Below are 18,692 nucleotides of genomic sequence, written 5' to 3'. Positions count from 1 at the left end.
AGTTCGAGGGCCCAAGTGCTTAGCCGGGTCTTCGCGGGCAGGTCACCAGGCGGGGCACGGCCCGACCTCCGCGTAACTGCGCCAGGTCAAATTTGGGTGAGGTGCCTTCCCGGCGGGAACGTGATCCCCGCGTATAACGTCAGCAGCCGCAAGACCGCCGGATGACAAGCTCAGTAGGGAGAAGTGGGACGGTGCTGTCTGATCCTTAAGGGAGAGGGCGGCTTGGACGATCGCCCCGGCAGCTGTTTGTGATGCTCTGACACTTCGAACGTGAAAGGCGTCGGCGGCATTTACAGCGCCACCAAGGCCGCCCTCTGGTCGGCGACCAACTCACTGCGCCTGGAAGTCGCCCCCGAAGGCGTCCATGTGGTGGGCGTCCACGTGGGGTACGTCGACACGGCGATGGCTGAGAATGCCACCAATCCCAAGATGGACCCGGCCGATCTCGTACGCACAGTGCTGGATGCCGTCGAAGCCGGCGAGTACGAGGTCCTGGCCGACGAGACATCTGCGCAGCTCAAGGCCGGACTCAGCGCCCCCATCGAGGCTCTGCACCCCCAGCCGGCCGCCAAGACCGCTTAGAAACGCTTGGCGCCATGGTCACAAGAAACCACTCACCTGCCCACGGCGCTTCCCAAGCCCGGATCATTCAAACCGGCATGGGCGACTGTGAACAACGAAGGACCACGAACATTCCGTCTCATACGCAGTACGAGCGGTCCGCGGCTCTCCCTACCCCAGCAATCAGGCTCCCTTTTGACAAATATCTGAGTTCAGTCATAATTGATTATGATCATCATTGGGCCCGCCAGTCTAAGCGCTGCCCGTACTGACACACGTGCCCGGCGCGGCAGGATGGTGCCCCGGCATCTCGCTGCACCCATGGCGGCACCCACCAACCACCACCCCCAGAAGGAGCATCACGGCATGCGAGCGTTCGTAGTCACCAAGTACAGGGAGCCGCTGCGCGAGGCGGACGTCCCCGAGCCGATCGTCGGGGACCGCGATGTCCTCGTGCAGGTGCAGGCAGCGGGCCTGAACCAGCTGGACGAGAAGATCCGGCTGGGCGAGTTCAAGCAGATCCTCCCCTACAAACTGCAGCTGATCCTCGGCAACGACGTTGCCGGCACCGTCCTGCAGGTCGGGGCAAAGGTGCATGGGTTCAAGCCCGGCGATGAGGTCTACGGCCGCCCCGACAAGGACCGCATCGGCACTTTCGCCGAGCGCATCGCCGTCGCGGAGGAAGACCTTGCGCTGAAGCCCGCATCGGCCAGCATGGAGGAGGCGGGCTCGCTGCCGCTGGTGGCGCTGACGGCATGGCAGGCCCTCGTCGAGCAGGGCCACGTCCGACCCGGGCACAAGGTTCTCATTCACGCCGGCGCCGGCGGAGTCGGCTCAATTGCCATCCAGCTCGCTAAGCACCTCGGCGCGACTGTTGCGACCACGGCGAGCAGCGCCAATGCCGGCTTGGTGCGCGACCTCGGGGCGGACATCGTGATCGACTATCGAACCCAGGACTTTGAGTTACTCCTCAGCGGCTACGACCTGGTGCTCGACAGCCTCGGCGGGGAGAACCTCGAGAAGTCACTGCGCGTTCTAAAGCCCGGGGGCAAGGCTATCGGGATCTCCGGCCCGCCGGATCCGGTCTTCGCTCGCAAAGCCGGCCTGAGTCCTGTGCTGCGCCTGGCGATCTCCGCCCTCAGCAGCAAGATTCGGCGGCAGGCCAGGAAGCTCGGCGTCAGCTATGAGTTCCTCTTCATGCGCGCCAGCGGGGACCAGCTGCGCCAGATCAGCGCTCTGGTCGACGACGGTGTGCTGCACCCAGTCGTGGGCAGGGTCTTCAGCTTCGACCAGACCCCAGAGGCGCTGGAGTCCGTTGCCGCGGGCGGCATCCGCGGCAAAGCAGTGCTCAGCCTCACCGAGTAACCCGCTCCCAGCCTTTCCACCTCGCAGACTACCCAGGAGAACTAACCGTCATGGACAACACCGGCACGCCGCTCCATTCCGTCGTCACCTCCTACGCGAAGGCACCCACCAGCACTATCACCGTCGAAGGTGTCACCTACGCATACCGCGAGTTGGGGCCCAAGGGCGGCATCCCCGTCATGTTCTTCGTGCACCTCGCCGCCACATTGGATAACTGGGATCCCGGCATCATCGACCCCATGGCGAAGAGCCGCCACGTCATCACCTTCGACCAGCCGGGGGTCGGCGCTTCCACCGGACAGGTTCCCGACACCATCGAGGCAATGGCCGACGACGCCTACACCTTCATCAAGGCCCTCGGGATCGACAGGATCGACGTCTTCTCCTTCTCCCTGGGCGGCATGATCGCCCAGGACCTGACCCTCAAGCATCCCGACCTTGTCCGCAAGCTCGTGCTCACCGGGACCGGCCCGAGGGGAGGAAAGGATATGGACAAGGTGGTCGGAACCACCTACCGGGACATCCTCCGGGCAACCCTGACAGGGTCCGATCCCAAGGAATTCCTGTTCTTCAACCGCAACACCACCGGCAAGCCAGCCGCGAAAGCGTTCATCAAACGCCTCCAGGAACGCACCGTCAACCGCGACCAGCCGATTCGCACACGTGCATTCCAAACTCAGCTGAAGGCAATCCAGGCGTTCGGCCGCTCCGCCCCGTCAAACCTGTCCACGCTCACACACCCCACCCTCATCGCCAACGGCGACAACGACCGCATGGTGCCATCCGTCCTCTCCGAAGATCTGCACCGACGCATCAAGGGATCCGAACTGATCATCTACCCAGACTCCGGCCACGGCGCCATCTTCCAATACCACGCCACATTCGCCCCCACCGCCGTCGAATTCCTCGCCAACTGAGCATCACCGCTCGAGACCACGAGGCACAATGGGCGCCTCACGTCACCCTCGCAACCGGATGCGAAAAACACCCACTTCCTCCATCCTGCTGCAGATGCGCACCGACCCCTCGCGCCAAAACCGTATGGACCACTAAAAAGGCCCGCACTCCCTTCCGCAGGTTCGTCACAAAGCAACTCGTCCCCGGCACTCCGTGGTCGTTACACTCATAACTGAGTCCAGTCAGGTTACGTTCAAAGGAACCTCCATGCCCGTCGCATCTCAGCCGCTCGGACGACGCGAGCGGAACAAGCAGCAGAAGCTTGAGCGCATCACTGCCGCCGCCAGTGAGCTGTTCGCGGAACACGGAATCGAGGAGGTCACAACCCAGCAAATCGCTGATAAGGCCGACATCGGCACCGGAACCCTATTCCTTTACGCAAGGACCAAGGGAGAACTCCTCCTGCTCGTGCAGAACGCGCACTACGCCGAAGCGCTCGAGCGGGGCCGGGCCAATGCTGAAACTATCCCGGATGCACTCGAAGCGCTGATGGCCATCGTGCGGCCGATCGTGGAGTGCAACCGAGTCCAGGTCGAGAATGGGCGCACCTACCTGCGGGAGATGGTCTTCGGGGACCCGACGGAGCAACACCACAGCGAAGCCCTTTCCATCGTCGCGCAGACCGAGGGAGCCATCGCTGCCGTCCTGGGCCGCGATGAACTTCTCAGTCCCGATGATGCAGCAACAACCGCACGCATCGTCTCAGCCGTCATGTTCCTCAGCATGGCAGCGAGTGCGAATCCCGCTCTTCGCATCGAGGACCTTGTGCAGGACATCAGGACCCAGATCCGCCTGCTCCTGCCCCGCTGACCGCAAGAACCTTCACCTATGGGCCGCCGGAACTTGTCGCACGTCAGCTGGAACTGCACCCCAACCTGACGCCCCAGACCTTGTGCCTCTTGACGTTCGTCTAGGAAGGCCCTAAAACTCAACTTCACATGTAAGAGGGTTGGCGGCAGCGGTGGCTGGTCAGCGGATTGGATATGTGCGGGTGAGTACGCTGGACCAGAAGGGGCAGCGCCAGCTCGACGGGCTGGTTCTGGATCGGGGCTTCACGGACAAGGCGTCCGGCAGGGACACCGACAGACCGCAACTGACCGAATTGCTACGGTTCGCCCGCGACGACGATACGGTCGTGGTGCACGGCATGGACCGGCTCGCGCGGAACCTCGATGACCTGCGCGCCCTGGTTCAACGTCTCACCCGCAAGGGCGTGCGGGTGTAGTTCGTCAAGGAGCACCTGCTCTTTACTGCCGAGGACTCCCCTATGGCGAACCTAATGCTCTCGGTCAGGGGCATTCGCTGAATTCGAACGGGCCCTCATCAGGGAGCGACAGCGCGAAGGCATCGCCCTGGCCAAGCAGCTCGGCGCCTACAAAGTGCGGAAGAAGACTCTCACGCCGGAACGGGCAGCCGAGTTGAAGCAAAGGGCCGCAGGCGGCGTTCCGAAATCCGTCCTGGCCCGCGGTTACGGACCAGCCGGGAAAAGGTCGTCCCAGCGCGCTGGCCGATCCGGGGTCAGTCCGCGGCCCCGCCGTTCATCGTTGCTCGCAGCACGCCCTCTCGTTAGACACTCCCGCCTGCAAGCAGCATCGCCATTGTTTCACTTTTCGCTGAGAGTCTGTCCGTGCCTAGCAAGGTCGACAGAATCGCAAGTTTCGGCGTTTCGCCCGGGTCGTCGTTAGGCGAGAGAAGCCCTCACCAAAAGCTTAGTCGGCGGTTCCCGGGGCATGCTGATCTCGACGATTACATGCTTTTCCGGCCTGCGAATGCTAGCAACTTTTCAGGGCGTCGCGCTCCGAAGTAGCGCCACGCCGTTGCGCGGCAATGTGGCATCCCGCCGACTGGTGGCAGGGGCGATAGAGGCGCGGACTCGACCATGGCTCGAAATGTGACCTTGACAACATTGGTGTCGTCTGTTGAAATGGATTCGAATCCACTTTTTACCCAGCTACTTGAAGCCGCTTCTGAGTGGATTCGAATCCACCAATGCGACGACTCAACCGAAGGCAGGCCAACGTTGACCTCCACTCCTTTCTCCCTCCTCATGCATCTTGTCGGTGATGACCGACAGGCAGAGCTGTTCTCTCCGACTGAGGCTGTCGAGTCTTGGCTGGCGGCGGAACGGGCGCTTGCTCTGGCTCAGGCGGAACTGGGCATCATTTCCCGTGAGGATGCCCAGGCGATCGCCAAGGCTGCGGTCCCGGCAAACATTGACCTGGACCGGCTCTGGTCCTCGGCGCGGAATGTGGGGTACCCGATCCTGGGGGTGGTCCGTGAGATCGCGGCAGCGCTTCCGGAAGGTGCCAACGGCCGGGTGCACTACGGGGCAACCACGCAGGACATCATGGACACCGGCCTCGCCCTTCAGTTGCAGCGGTCCCTGAAGTTCCTGGATGAGGACCTCGAGCGGCTGGGCGACCGCCTTGCCGAGCAGGTCCTGGCCCACAGCGACACCATCATGGCAGGCCGCACCCATGCCCAGCAGGCTGTACCAACAACCTTCGGCGCCACGCTGGCGACCATGCTGAGCCAGTTCACGCGGCAGCGGGAGCGCATTGCCCAGGCACTCCCCCGCATCGCTGGCATTTCCATGTTCGGCGCCGGCGGTACCTCAGCCGCCTACGGGTCCCAGTCAGCAGTCCTGCGCGCCCGGGTCGCAGAGCTTCTTGGCCTTGAGGGCACCGACGTTCCGTGGCATGTTGAACGCGACAGCCTGGCCGAATTCGGCTGGTTGTGCGTGACCATTACTGCGTCCTGCGCGAAGTTTGCCCGCAACATCGTGGACCTGTCCCGCACAGAAATCGGTGAAGTCTTCGAGCCGTATTCCCCGCACCGGGGCGCGTCATCGACGATGCCCCAGAAGGTCAATCCAATCTCCTCGGAACTGATCATCGGGCTGTCCGGCACGGCGGGGGCACTGGCCTCGTCGCTCGCCCGGATCCAGGAGGCAGGCCACGAACGCAGCGCCGGTGAATGGCAGATCGAGTGGCAGGTCATCCCGCAGCTCGCCTCCCTGGCCGGCAGCGCCCTGCGGGAGACCTTGGTCATCGTTGACGGTATGCGCGTCGATGCCGAACGGATGCACCGGAACATGGAACTGGACGGCGGGCTCGTCCTGGCCGAAGCCCAGATGATCCAGCTCGCGGACAAGGTGGGACGCGAAGAAGCCCACGACCTCCTGTACGCCGCATCCACCCGTGCCCGCGAAACGGGCACCGTGCTCGCCGATGCCCTGCGCGCCGTCGCTGCCGAGCAGGGCATGGCGGACCTGCTGCCCGAATCGCTCGTGCAGGCTGCCTACTACCTGGGCGAGGCGGAATCCATCTGCAAGACTGCAGTCAGCATCTGGCACTCACGTACCCCTCTCCAGGCTGCCTGCCCTCCTATCAATGAACTGGCACCAGCCCCCAGCGGAGCCGAAGGAGTCCCCGCATGAGCGCAACAGAAGTCACTACCCACAACGACGTCGGAGAGGCCAGCCGCTTCGATTACCTCCGCGCACGCGCCGGGCTCTTCGCCGCACTGCCGCTGATGGCCCTCGCCCTCTTCCTGCCCCAGGACCTGCCGTGGGAGCAGCGCGCGATGCTCGGGGTCCTGAGTTTCATCGTCCTGTTCTGGATCACCGAGACCATTCCCATTCCCGCCACCGCCCTGATCGGCATAGCGCTGCTGGTGATCCTCGGCGTCGGCTCACCTTCGGAGGTGTACTCCGCTTTCGGGTCCCCCACCGTGTTCCTGGTCATCGGCGCCTTCATCCTCGCCCGGGCCATGACAGTGCACGGCCTGGACCGCAGGTTCGCGCTCCGCGTCCTGTCCCTGCCTAGGGTCGGTGACAGTACCCACCTGACCGCATTTGCCTTCATGATCGTGGCGACCCTGCTCGCCATGCTGGTCTCCGCCTCCGCAACCGCAGCCATGCTGCTGCCCATTGGCATCGGCGTCGTCCGTACCGTTGGCGACCTTATCCACGACCCCGCCAGCGGCCGCAAAAGCTACCAGACCCGCTTCTCCTGCATGCTAATGCTGGCCATCGCCTACGGTTCGGGCGTCGGCTCCGTCCTCACCCCGGTCACCGGAATCGCCAACGTCATTGGCCGCGGCACCGTGGAGCAGATGACCGGGTACCAGATCCCCCTGTTCGACTGGGTCTCCATCTCCGGACCCTACGTCCTGGGCCTCGGCACGCTCATGTTCATCGCCCTGGTGCTCATGAACAAGCCGGAAACCCATCACATCCCCAACGGGACGGCGTCGTTCCGGCGGCAGTATGCCGAGCTTGGCCCCATGACGCGCGGGGAAAAGATCGTGGCGCTCGTCTTCGCTCTGACCGTCGCGCTGTGGACCTTCCCCGCCGTCGTCACGACCTTCAACATAACCAACCCCGTCCTGGACGTGATCGCCTCGCACCTGAACGAGGGATCGGTCGTGGTCCTGCTGGCCGGGCTGCTGTTCCTGATTCCTACCGAAAAGAAGACACCCACGCTCGAATGGAGCGAAGCGGCCAAGATTGACTGGGGCACCGTCATCCTCGTCGGCGTCGGGCTCACGGTCGGGGCGATGATGAAAGCCACCGGCCTCGCCGAAACCATCGGCACCGCCGTCGCCGATGTCACTGGCGTCAACAGCGTCCTGCTGCTCTGCCTCGTCGCAGTGATCCTCGGCATGGTGATCTCGGAAACCACCAGCAACACTGCCAGCGTCGGGATCGTGGTCCCGATTATCATCCCCATTGCCCTGGCGATCGGCGTCGATCCGCTGATTCCCGCGATGGCAGCGATCTTCGGCGGGAACGCCGGCGCCATGCTCCCCGTCTCCACTCCCCCGAACGCCATCGTCTACGGCTCCGGCTACGTGCCGATGCTGCGCATGATCAAGACCGGCGTCGTGGCCGACCTCGTCACCATTCCACTGATCCTCCTCACCGTCATCGGCATCGGCAGCGCCATCGGCCTTTCCCTGCCCTAGCCTGCCCGTACCCGACCCCGCCAATAGGATGGACCCCATGGTCAAACTCACGGACGTCGCCCGTGCCGCCGGGGTCGGGTACGGCACAGCATCCCGCGCCCTCAGCGGGAAAGGACCCGTGGGCGGTGACGCCCGGGCCCGCGTCCTGGAAGCGGCACGGGAACTCGGCTACACCGCCGACGCCACGGCCCGGGCACTGCGGGAACGCCGCACCCGAAGCGTCGGGCTCATCGTTCCCGACATGACCAACGAGTTCTACACCGCCAGCGCCGAAGTCCTCCAGGAAGTACTCCGCGCAGCCGGCCACCACCTCTTCGTCGCAACCACCGGCAACCACCCCGGACGCGATCAGGAAGCCCTGCAGGAGATGGCGGCACGCCGCGTCGACGGCATCGTCCACGTACCCTCCGGACCAAGCACCGCGGCCACATCCCCGGTCCCGGTCGTCGAACTCAACCGCTACAGCGGGAGGAACGTCCCCGCCGTCGTGAGCGACGACTACGCCGGCGTGAAAGAACTCACTGAACTGGTTATCGCCGCCGGATACACGGACATCGCCGCCATCGTCGGCCCGGACACCTACAGCACCAGCCGGGACCGGCTCGCAGGATTCAAAGCCGCCACAGAACAGGCCGGCTTCAGCGAAAACGCGGCCACCGGTAAACGCCTCCGCATCGTCTTCTCCGACTTCTCCGCAGAAGGCGGCGCCAGCGCCATGCAAACCCTTCTGCCCGACCCGCCCCAAGCCCTCCTGCCACTCAGCAGCCGACTCGTCATGGGCGTACTCAAAACCACACGCGAAGCAGGAATCCGAGTCCCCGACGACCTCTCCCTCGCCGGCTACGGCGACCCGGACTGGTTCGAAATCTGGGGACCCGGCATCACCACGTTCGCCCCACCACTCGCCCAAATGGGCGCCAAAGCAGCAGAAATTCTGCTCGACCTCATCAACGGCCACGAACCAACGGATACACTCAGCCGGATACCCGGAGCGCTGCGGATTCGCGGCACACTGGGCAACCCTGGGATTAGCTAAGCCATGCTGCAAATCCGGGACCGAACTCTGCCAGGTTTGGGCCATCCGCAAGGTCATGGCCTCTCAATGGCGTGTTCCTGAGCTTCTTCGGCCAAACGTTTGGGAACAATGGCTGCGGCCATTCTTATGCTGGCTTCGAGCGCCCAGGCTCGAACTCCTCCGCGGCTCTGCCCTCGGCTTCCAGAAGCTTGCCAACTACATGGCCCGTCACTACTCGAAGCCGGCGGAGTCAGGCCCTGGCTACACCCCCAAATGCGGTGAGCCTCTTAACCTTATCCCGCCCGCGAGCCGGTACGTCGCCAACATCGGTTTGCGGCTCAATGGCCTCCACAGGTGGCGGCCAGGACGGCACACCGCGGCCTTACAAACCCGGCCTGGATGTCCCTGGCTGGATCGCCACTACCTGGAACAGGCCGGTTTCCTCGCTGGCGTCTGCCCCGGGCATGCCAACGACGGCGACGGGCATATACGGCACCAGCAACCCGCTCGGCTGCAACAAACACGTCCAATCACCGAAAGGGTAAAGACCCGCCCGCTCAACTGCAGTCAGTCGAGTAGCGCTAGGCCGAACTCAGCGACGACGGCCCGCAATTCCCCGAGGTAGCGCTGCGCTTGGTGGGTAAGCGGAATCGCGGCGTGACCGATCCAGCCGATCTCGATGCGTTCGTCAACGTCGAGCGGGATGGCGACGATCTCCGGGTCGAGCTGCCCGCTGATGATGCCCGTCGAGATCGTGTAGCCGTGGAGCCCGATCATGAGGTTGAAGATCGTCGCACGGTCAGAGACCCGGATCTCCTGCTTACTGGACATGGTGGAGAGAATCTCCTCGGCGAAGTAAAAAGAGTTGTTCGCACCTTGATCGAAGGTTAGCCGCGGCAAGCCGGCGAGATCGGCGAGAGTCGCACGCTCTTTTGAGGCGAGCGGGTTGTTCCGGGAAATGAAAATGTGCGGATCGGCGAGGAAAAGCGGAGTGAACGCGAGTCCGGATTCCCGGAGCAGCTTGTCGATGACTTTCCGGTTGAAATCGTTCCGGTAGAGGATGCCTATCTCGCTGCGGAGCGTCCTGACGTCCTCGATGATGTCCCAGGTGCGGGACTCACGGAGTGAGAACTCGTATTCGGCCACCTCACTGGCCTTGACCATCCGGACGAAGGCGTCCACCGCGAACGAGTAGTGCTGCGTTGACACCCCGAGCAGACGTCGCGTCGGTGGCCTGCCAAGGTAGCGCTGCTCGAGGAGGGCGAACTGCTCGACCACCTGCCTCGCGTAGCCGAGGAACTCTGCCCCGTCGGCGGTGAGGGTGACCCCGCGGGCGGAGCGAACCAGGAGCGCACGGCCCACCCGCGCCTCAAGGTCTTTCATCGCTGCGGACATTGTCGGCTGCGCCACGTAGAGAAGATCGGCAGCCGCGGAGATCGATCCCTCGGCTGCAACTTCTATGAAGTAGCGGAGCTGCTGCAGGGTCAGTCCGCTCGAAATCTGGGCCATAGGAAAAGTCTATATGACTGCATAGTAGCGCCTAGTTACCCGATACCCGCCGAAAGGTTGCACGATGGACTCAACCCCTTTTGGAAGGCCGTCTCCGGCCCATCGACAACGGATTGGCAGCACATGGCAGACGACTTTACGTTCAGCATCACCACCACCCGCTTCGACGAGGACTACTCCCCGTCCGAAGGCTCCCGGATCACGACGAACTTCGCCAACCTCGCACGGGGCGAGCACCGCCAGGAGAACCTGCGCAACGCCTTGACCATGATCCGCCGCCGCTTTAACGATCTCGCAGACTGGGACAACCCGGACCGGGACCGCTACACGCTCGAGCTTAATATCGTCTCCGCGCAGATTGAGTTCACTGCGGAAGGCGCGGATCAGCAGTTCCCCCTGTTCGAGGTTCTCGACATCCAGATCGTCGATCTGCTGAACGGGGTCCGCCACCAAGGAATCGTCGGGAACAACTTCTCCTCCTACGTCCGTGACTTCGACTTCAGCGTCGTACTGCCGGCGGCGGCAGGAGACTCCGGCAAGCCCACCGTTCCCGAGGACTTCGGCGATCTTCACGGCAAGCTGTTCCAGCACTTCCTCGATTCCCCGGTAGGCCAGGAACACTTTCCGCAACCGCCGGTGGTCTGCATCAGCGTCTCCACGAGCAAGACATACCGGCAAACCGGGAACCGTCACCCGGTCCTGGGCGTCGAGTACCAGCAGGACGATTACTCCCTGACGGACGCGTACTTCGCGAAAATGGGGCTGCAGGTCCGCTACTTCATGCCGCGCGGCAGCGTGGCTCCCCTCGCCTTCTATTTCCGCGGCGACCTGCTCAACGACTACACCAACCTGCAGCTCATCGGCACGATCAGCACCATGGAGACGTTCCAAAAGATCTACCGCCCGGAGGTCTACAACGCGAACTCCGCCGCCGCCGCCGTCTACCAGCCGAGCCTGGGCGAGCAGGATTACTCGCGGACCCAGATCGCTTACGACCGCGTCGAGCGCAGTCAGCTCGCGATCACGCAGGCGAAGTACACGGAGGAACACTTCATCACGCCCCACAAGGATCTATTGGACCAGTGGACCACCAACTACCCCGCTCTCGTCAACTGACCCACGGAGAATCGTCAATCATGAACACACTTTTGCCCACCACCGTTGTCGGAAGCCTGCCGAAACCATCGTGGCTCGCACAGCCGGAGACTCTCTGGTCCCCGTGGAAGCTGGAGGGAGACGCCCTGCTCGAGGGCAAGCAGGATGCGCTGCGCATCGCCATCCACGAGCAGAGCCGACGCGGCATCGACATCGTCAGCGACGGCGAGCAAACCCGCCAACACTTCGTCACGACCTTCATCGAGCATCTCAGCGGGGTCGACTTTGAACAGCGCAAGACCGTGCGCATCCGCGATCGCTACGACGCCAGCGTGCCGACCGTCGTCGGAGCGGTGCGCCGCGAGCGGCCCGTGTTCGTCGAAGACGCAAAGTTCCTCCGCGCAGCCACCGACCGACCGATCAAATGGACTCTTCCCGGTCCAATGACGATGGTGGACACGCTCTTCGATGACCACTACAAGAGCCGCGAGAAGCTGGCCTGGGAGTTCGCCACGATCCTGAACCAGGAGGCCAAAGAACTGGAGGCCGCCGGCGTGGACATCATCCAGTTCGACGAGCCCGCGTTCAATGTCTTCCTCGATGAGGTCAAGGACTGGGGCGTGGCTGCGCTTGAGAGAGCGGCAGAAGGACTGCATGCGGAGACCGCCGTGCATATCTGCTACGGCTACGGGATCAAGGCGAATACTGACTGGAAGGCGACGCTCGGCTCACAGTGGCGGCAGTACGAGGAATCGTTCCCGCTGCTGCAGAGCTCCAGCATCGACATCATCTCGCTGGAATGCCAGAACTCCCATGTGCCCATGGACCTCATCGAGCTCCTCCGCGGCAAGAAAGTCATGCTTGGGGCAATCGACGTCGCAAGCGAGACCATCGAGACCCCGGAGGACGTCGCCAACACCCTCCGCAAGGCCCTGCAGTTCGTCGATGCGGACAAGCTCATCCCCAGCTCCAACTGCGGCATGGCACCGTTCCCCCGGGATGTCGCACTGGCCAAGCTGAGTGCTCTTAGTGCAGGGACGAGCATCATTCGCGAGGAACTCGCCCGCTCCGGCCCCAGGGTGTCATAACGATGTTTCACGCCTACCCCGCAGACACCTGGCTCGAGGCTCCGAAGAAAAGCTTCCCGTCCTCCCTCTCGGCCGACGAATTCAAAGCACTGTTCCGTGGCCACCCGGGAGGTGTCGCCGTCATCACGGCGAATGCCGGCGAAGGACCGGTGGCACTGACGGTATCGTCGGTCGTGTCAGTGAGTGCGGAACCTCCCTTGCTGATTTTCTCGGTCTCGGCACTGTCTTCTGCGTCCGAGGTGCTTTCCCGCGCCCAAACCGTCGTCGTGCACCTGCTGGACGCGCACGACGTCGACTTGGCGAAGTTTGGAGCGACCCCCGGGGCCGACCGCTTTGACCAGACGCACCTTTGGTCGCCCCTTGCAACCGGCGAAGCGGTGTATGACGATGTCCGCGCCTGGGTGCGCTGCGCCGTCATCGATCGCATGGAGGTGGGGACCTCCACAATCATCGCCGTTCACGCCCTGGAGTCCCGCGTGATGCGTGACGTCCAAGCGGGCGAACCCGGCGACGCTCTGGTCTACCACAACCGTTCATGGCACCGACTGGGCGAGCATTCCAAGATTGAAGTCTGAGCGCCGCCCCAACAATGCGAGGCAAGAAGCCGAACGGCTCACGACGGCGGAAGCATAACTCCCGCCGTCCGCGCTTCGTGGTTGGCGGCATGGACGCACAGAGGCCAACGACTACATCCTTGCCGAGGGCCTGATTGACGATGACACCCTTGTCGGCCATTCCATGAGTGCACGTCGACGCTACGATGGCGCCCTAGCCGCCGGCGCAGATCCCCGGAGCGACGGCATCGCCGTAGTTGCGTGCCAGTCCATCTAAACCACCCACAAGCATGTCCGAGGGGTGGTCATAGAGACCACTCCTCACGATGAAAGATCCCTTAAACCATGACATCTGCCGTAGCCAGCTCAGGTACCAAAACCGCCTCTACCCCGCAAGAAAATGCGTCTCCGGAAAAGTTTCGACTGATGCTCATGACGGCCCTCACGCTCGTTACGGGTGTGGTTGACACGGTCGGCTACCTTGGACTTGATCACGTCTTCACCGGAAACATGACCGGCAACGTGGTGATTCTTGCGATGGCGTTGGCTGGGGCGGCGAACCTGCCAACTTTGGGCCCACTGGTAGCACTTGGCGCCTTTCTCCTCGGCGCGGCGGTCGCCGGATTTACGCTCCAGTCGAGCCCGAAAGGCTGGAACCGCAGGGTCACGCTCCTTCTCACAGCGGGTTGTATCGCGTTGACGGGAACCGCCGCCATCTCTCTCATCGTGGAAAACGTCGGCCGGCAGTCCATTGGTGTCATTGTTGCCGCCGTTATCGCCATGCACATGGGCTCCCAGGCCCTGATTGCGCGGCATTTGGGCGTACGAGACATGACCACAGTGGTCATTACTTCCACCATGACTTCCCTCGCCGGAGAGTCACTTGTGGGCAAGCAACGGCCGCGGTTACTCAACCGACGGCTGGGCGCTGTCCTCGCTATGTTCGCCGGGGCCGCCATCGGAGTACTCCTGCTCCAGATCCATCTCAGCGTCCCGATCGGCCTCGGCATCGCCATCACCGCCGCTGTGACGGTCCTGGGGAGTCGCCGCTGGCATTGATGCGGTACATCTTACCGGCTATACCGCACCACGGAGCGCGGACGATCGGGGAATCGATCACAGCTTCCCCGACATGTGTCCAGGCGGCCTGGCGCCGAGCGCTTGTTGTCAAAAAGCGCTGTTCTTCGGTCAGGTCCCGTTCTGATCCGACGCATCCAAAGCGGCCTTTTGGACTGGTTAAGACCGGACTCAACACCGAAGCCGGGCGGTCTTGGGTGTTGGCGAATCTACATCAGTTCCGGTGATCTCATGCCTCAGTCCCCGCTGCCGCCGGAACGTGAGCTTTGCCTGGAATTCGGCATTGGCCGCATGAGAGCGCGGCGCGCCCTTAACGTGCAGGAGGATGCAGGGCTGGTGTACCGCGAAGTCACGCGTGGGACCTTCGTGTACTTCTGCGACCCCGCAAGCCCGTGGCAACGCGGATCAAACGAGAACACCAATGGCATGCTCCGCCAGTACTTTCCTAAAGGAACAGACCTCGGCGTTCATAGCGCGAACACCTCAGTGTTGTCGCCACCGAACTCAACCAGCGACCACGCGAAATCCTTCGATGGCAGACCTCCATGGAGCACCTAGTCAGACGGGCCTCACCACCGACCGAACCATAAAGGTAGTCAAAGCCCACGGAGCAGCTTTACGGAATCACAATTATCGGCGTTCAAAAGCACGGGGGTAGAAGTAGCTGCCAGAACTGCGTTTCTAACCTCTCGGTCTGCGTGGTCAACGTGTTCGGATAGAAACAGGTGAGAGATCATCCTTGTGAAATCGGCAGTCTTTGCCTGTCGTCCTACCGGTGCTCGTAAACGGTGTAGCCGCATGGAACATCGGCAGCGGTTTCGGCAGTGTAATCTCCAGTCCCCATCCGAGTCACTCTGATGCCGTGGTTCAGTGCGATTGCGCGAGGAATGAGTTCTCCGACTGCAGAATTCAGTAGATCGTCCACCTTGCTGGCGTCTGCGGGGGTAACGCGGATGGTGTGAGTCGTTTGAATCATGGCCGTCCTGGATCTTGTTGCATTACGATTGCTGGGTTTCGCTGTATAGTTCGGGCGACGCGCCGCGCCAAGCAGCGGTGAGCAACGCCCGCGTTGTGAATACCCGTGCATGCCCGGTTGTCCCGGTTGACGTTCGCCGGGAGAATCACGAATCAAATCGTGCGTTGAGCTTTGAGGCGTGAGGTTTTCAGTGGTGAAGTTGCATGCGCTGGAGAACGGTGGCGGAGATTTCTTCGACTGACATGGTTGCGGAGTTGACGTAGGGGATGTTGTTGGCCCGGTACATGTCCTCGGCGTTTCGGAGTTCGTAGGTGCATTGGGCGAGTGATGCGTAATTGCTGTTGGGGCGGCGTTCCTGGCGGATCTGGCTGAGCCTGATGGGCTGGGAAGTGAGGCCGAAGCATTTTTCCGCAAACGGCCGTAGGGGTTTGGGTAGGGCCATGGTGTCGAAGTCTTCCTCCACGAGGGGGAAGTTGGCGGCCAGGATGCCGTGCTGGAGGGCCAGGTACATTGTTGTCGGTGTTTTGCCGCAGCGGGACGGGGCGATGAGGATCAGTTCGGCCCGTTCCAAGGCGCGGAGGGATTGGCCGTCATCGTGCTCAATGGCGTATTCGACCGCCGCCATGCGGGACTGGTACCGCACAGCGTCACCCACGCCATGCGCCTGACCGGGCAGGCCGTTGGCGGAGGAACCGAGTGCTTGTTCGAGCTGGCTCACGTGGGCGCCGAACAGGTCGAAGAAGTGCCCGGCGCTTTGGGCCAGGACAGCACGGACGTCCGGGCTGACGGTCGTTGAAAAAACGAGCGGACGGGGCCCGGACGCAGCCACCCGGTCGATGGTGGCCACGACGTCGCGTGCCTGCTCGACGGTGGTGATGAACGGGATGGTCCGCCGCTCCAGCCGTTGGGCGGGGAACTGCGTGAGCAGGGTGTTGCCGAGGGTTTCAGCGGTGATGCCGGTGCTGTCGGAGAGGAAAAACACTGTGGGGGTGGGAGTGCCGCCCGCCCCCACAGTGGGCTGGTTGGCCATTTAGACGGTCATGCGGCTGCCCGTGCGTGCGAGCCGCAGCCAGGTCTCGGTTACGGCGTCAGGGTTTAGCGAGATGGAGCTGATGCCCTGTTCCAGGAGCCATTCGGCGAAGTCGGGGTGGTCGCTGGGTCCTTGGCCGCAGATGCCGACGTACCGGCCCTTGGCCCGGCATGCGGTGATGGCCATCTCCAGCAGCTTGGTCACGGCGGGGTTGCGTTCATCGAACCCGTCGGCGACCAGGGCGGAGTCGCGGTCCAGTCCGAGGGTGAGCTGGGTCAGGTCGTTGGAACCGATGGAGAACCCGTCGAAGTACTCCAGGAACTCATCGGCCAGGAGGGCGTTGGCGGGCAGTTCGCACATCATCACGATTTCCAGCCCGTTTTCGCCGCGGCGTAGCCCGTTCGCGGCGAGCAGTTCGGTGACGCCCTTGGCCTCGTCGAGGGTGCGCACGAACGGGACCATGAGCTTGATGTTGGTCAGGCCCATCTCGTTTCGCACGTACTTCAGGGCTTCACATTCCAGCTCAAAGGCCTGCCGGAAGGATGAGGAGAGGTAGCGGGAGGCGCCCCGGTAGCCGATCATCGGGTTCTCCTCTTCCGGTTCGAAGGCCGGGCCGCCCAGGAGGTTGGCGTACTCGTTGGACTTGAAGTCCGAGAGCCGGATGATCACCGGTTCCGGTGCGAAGGCCGCGGCGATGGTCGAGATGCCCTCGGCCAGGCGCCGGATGTAGTAGTCCCGGGGACCGTCGTAGGCTGCAGTTTTTTCCCGGATCTGCCGGACGGTGTAGTCATCGAGCGCCGCGGGGCGCTCAATCTCACCGGCGACCGCCAGCAGGGCGTTGGGGTGGATGCCGATCTGTCGGTTGATGATGAATTCCAGGCGTGCCAGGCCGACGCCGTGGTGCGGGAGCCGGGCGAAGCTGAACGCCTGTTCCGGGGTGCCGACGTTCATCATGATCTTCACCGGCGCTTCGGGCATGGTCTCCAGGCTGGTTTCCTGCAGCGTGTAGTCCAACAACCCCTCATACACGAGCCCAGCCTCACCTTCGGCACAGGACACTGTGACCGGGGTCCCGTCCTTGAGGATCTGGGAAGCGTAACCTGTCCCGACGACGGCGGGGATGCCGAGTTCCCGGGCGATGATCGCAGCGTGGCAGGTGCGTCCGCCACGGTCGGTCACGATCGCGGCGGCCTTCTTCATGATCGGTTCCCAGTCGGGGTCGGTCATGTTCGCCACCAGGACGTCGCCTTCCTGGAAGGAGGCCATCTGGTCAATCGAGGACAGCACCCGCACCTGGCCGGCACCGATGCGCTGGCCAATGGCCCGGCCCTCCACCAGCACCGTGGAACGCTCTGTCAGGGTGTAACGGGAAACGCTGCCGGTGGCTTTGCGGGACTCGACCGTTTCGGGGCGGGCCTGCAGAATGTACAGTTCCCCGTCCACGCCGTCCTTGCCCCATTCAATATCCATGGGACGGCCGTAGTGTGCTTCGATCGCCAGGGCGTGCCGGGCGAGCTGCTCAACCTCCGCATCGGTCAGGCTGAAACGGCTCCTCAGATCCTGCGGGACAGGGACGAAGTCCACGGTCCTGCCGACCTCACGGGAGTCGGTGTAGACCATTTGCACGGCCTTCTCCCCCAGCCCCCGTTTCAGGACTGCAGGTCGGCCTGCGGCCAGCGCGGGTTTGTGTACGTAGAACTCGTCCGGGTTCACAGCCCCTTGCACCACTGCTTCGCCAAGCCCATAGGAGGAGGTGATGAAGACGGCGTCATTGAATCCGGTCTCGGTATCCATGGTGAACATGACACCGGACGCGCCGACGTCGGAGCGGACCATGCGCTGAACACCAGCCGAAAGCGCGACCTCGGAATGTGTGAATCCATGGTGTACGCGGTAGGCGATGGCCCGGTCGTTGTAGAGCGAGGCGAAGACGTCCTTGATCGCCAGGAGGATGTTGTCGATGCCCCGGATGTTCAGGAACGTCTCCTGCTGCCCGGCGAAGGAAGCGTCCGGCAAGTCCTCTGCCGTGGCGCTCGAACGCACGGCCCACGACACATCCCTGCCGTGTTCTTCCGTGAGACGGGAGTAGGCGGCACGGATCTCTTCCTCGAAACCGGCCGGGAACGCAGTGTCACGGATCAGATCCCGGATCTGCTGGCCGACCGTGGCCAAAGCGGCCACATCGCCGCTATCGAGGCCATCCAGGATATTTTCGACCCGGGCATCCAGGCCTGATTCGCTGAGGAACCGCCGATAGGCATCGGCCGTGGTCGCGAAACCGTCCGGAACTTTCACTCCTGCGGAGGCGAGGCTATGAATCATTTCCCCAAGGGAAGCATTTTTGCCGCCAACCTGGTCAAGGTCGGTCAGGCCAAGGTCCGAAAACCAGAGAACGTCAGTCATAAATGGTGTCCTTCGTTGGGCACGCTCTGACAAGCGCTGCAAAATAGGGTGAGGCTAGAGTGCGGGGCACGACTCCCCGGAAGCAAATACATGT

General features: G+C 63.1%; 14 protein-coding genes and 2 pseudogenes. 13 read left to right on the top strand and 3 right to left on the bottom strand.

Going from position 1 to position 18,692, the window contains the following annotated elements; all coding sequences use genetic code 11:
• Positions 1-270: 270 nt before the first annotated feature.
• From ARGLB_RS06760 to ARGLB_RS06725, 8 genes and pseudogenes are all read left to right on the top strand, one after another.
• Positions 271-582, top strand: coding sequence for an SDR family NAD(P)-dependent oxidoreductase (locus ARGLB_RS06760; RefSeq protein WP_003800451.1), 312 nt, complete (start codon positions 271-273; stop codon positions 580-582).
• Between the two features lie 345 nt (positions 583-927).
• A complete protein-coding gene (locus ARGLB_RS06755) occupies positions 928-1,926 on the top strand; it encodes an NADP-dependent oxidoreductase (protein ID WP_003800449.1) in 999 nt (332 codons plus the stop codon).
• 50 nt (positions 1,927-1,976) lie between these two features.
• Positions 1,977-2,843 (top strand): alpha/beta fold hydrolase, encoded by an 867-nt coding sequence (locus ARGLB_RS06750; RefSeq protein ID WP_003800447.1) that lies wholly within the window; start codon positions 1,977-1,979, stop codon positions 2,841-2,843.
• Positions 2,844-3,090: 247 nt separating this feature from the next.
• Positions 3,091-3,693, top strand: a complete 603-nt coding sequence (locus tag ARGLB_RS06745) for a TetR/AcrR family transcriptional regulator (RefSeq protein WP_003800444.1) — start codon at positions 3,091-3,093, stop codon at positions 3,691-3,693.
• A 151-nt stretch (positions 3,694-3,844) separates the two neighbouring features.
• Positions 3,845-4,358: pseudogene (locus ARGLB_RS06740) on the top strand (recombinase family protein); the annotation flags it as partial.
• Between the two features lie 545 nt (positions 4,359-4,903).
• Positions 4,904-6,322 carry a lyase family protein gene (locus ARGLB_RS06735; RefSeq protein ID WP_003800438.1) on the top strand — a complete coding sequence of 473 codons (1,419 nt, stop codon included), beginning with the start codon at positions 4,904-4,906 and terminating at the stop codon, positions 6,320-6,322.
• Entirely contained in the window at positions 6,319-7,851 is a 1,533-nt protein-coding gene (locus ARGLB_RS06730; RefSeq protein ID WP_003800436.1) for an SLC13 family permease, read from the top strand. Before ARGLB_RS06735 ends, ARGLB_RS06730 begins: the two co-directional genes overlap by 4 nt.
• Positions 7,852-7,888: 37 nt before the next feature.
• Entirely contained in the window at positions 7,889-8,887 is a 999-nt protein-coding gene (locus ARGLB_RS06725) for a LacI family DNA-binding transcriptional regulator (RefSeq protein WP_003800434.1), read from the top strand.
• Between the two features lie 546 nt (positions 8,888-9,433).
• On the opposite strand, the gene ARGLB_RS06720 is transcribed toward ARGLB_RS06725, so the two are convergent.
• Positions 9,434-10,375 carry a LysR family transcriptional regulator gene (locus ARGLB_RS06720; protein WP_003800432.1) on the bottom strand — a complete coding sequence of 314 codons (942 nt, stop codon included), beginning with the start codon at positions 10,373-10,375 and terminating at the stop codon, positions 9,434-9,436.
• A 123-nt stretch (positions 10,376-10,498) separates the two neighbouring features.
• Here ARGLB_RS06720 and ARGLB_RS06715 point away from each other — a divergent pair, with 123 nt between their 5' ends.
• From ARGLB_RS06715 to ARGLB_RS24510, 5 genes and pseudogenes are all read left to right on the top strand, one after another.
• The gene (locus ARGLB_RS06715; RefSeq protein ID WP_003800430.1) at positions 10,499-11,491 is read left to right on the top strand and encodes a DUF1852 domain-containing protein; all 993 of its coding nucleotides are present in this window, start codon (positions 10,499-10,501) and stop codon (positions 11,489-11,491) included.
• Between the two features lie 20 nt (positions 11,492-11,511).
• Positions 11,512-12,558 (top strand): methionine synthase, encoded by a 1,047-nt coding sequence (locus ARGLB_RS06710; protein WP_003800428.1) that lies wholly within the window; start codon positions 11,512-11,514, stop codon positions 12,556-12,558.
• A 2-nt stretch (positions 12,559-12,560) separates the two neighbouring features.
• A complete protein-coding gene (locus ARGLB_RS06705; RefSeq protein ID WP_003800425.1) occupies positions 12,561-13,133 on the top strand; it encodes a flavin reductase family protein in 573 nt (190 codons plus the stop codon).
• 411 nt (positions 13,134-13,544) lie between these two features.
• The gene (locus tag ARGLB_RS06700) at positions 13,545-14,171 is read left to right on the top strand and encodes a YoaK family protein (RefSeq protein WP_217491535.1); all 627 of its coding nucleotides are present in this window, start codon (positions 13,545-13,547) and stop codon (positions 14,169-14,171) included.
• A 249-nt stretch (positions 14,172-14,420) separates the two neighbouring features.
• Positions 14,421-14,779 (top strand): annotated as a pseudogene (locus ARGLB_RS24510) (IS30 family transposase).
• A gap of 573 nt (positions 14,780-15,352) precedes the next feature.
• Here the strand turns inward: ARGLB_RS24510 and ARGLB_RS06695 are convergent.
• Positions 15,353-16,195: a pyruvate, water dikinase regulatory protein gene (locus tag ARGLB_RS06695; protein WP_003800418.1), complete on the bottom strand. Its 843-nt coding sequence runs from the start codon at positions 16,193-16,195 to the stop codon at positions 15,353-15,355.
• Positions 16,196-18,598 carry a phosphoenolpyruvate synthase gene (gene ppsA, locus ARGLB_RS06690; protein WP_003800417.1) on the bottom strand — a complete coding sequence of 801 codons (2,403 nt, stop codon included), beginning with the start codon at positions 18,596-18,598 and terminating at the stop codon, positions 16,196-16,198.
• Between the last annotated feature and the right edge of the window lie 94 nt (positions 18,599-18,692).

The organism is Arthrobacter globiformis NBRC 12137, assembly GCF_000238915.1.
GTDB classification, from domain to species: domain Bacteria; phylum Actinomycetota; class Actinomycetes; order Actinomycetales; family Micrococcaceae; genus Arthrobacter; species Arthrobacter globiformis.
The sequence above is the reverse complement of the archived record's forward strand: the minus strand, read 5'-3'. Positions and strand labels throughout refer to the sequence as shown.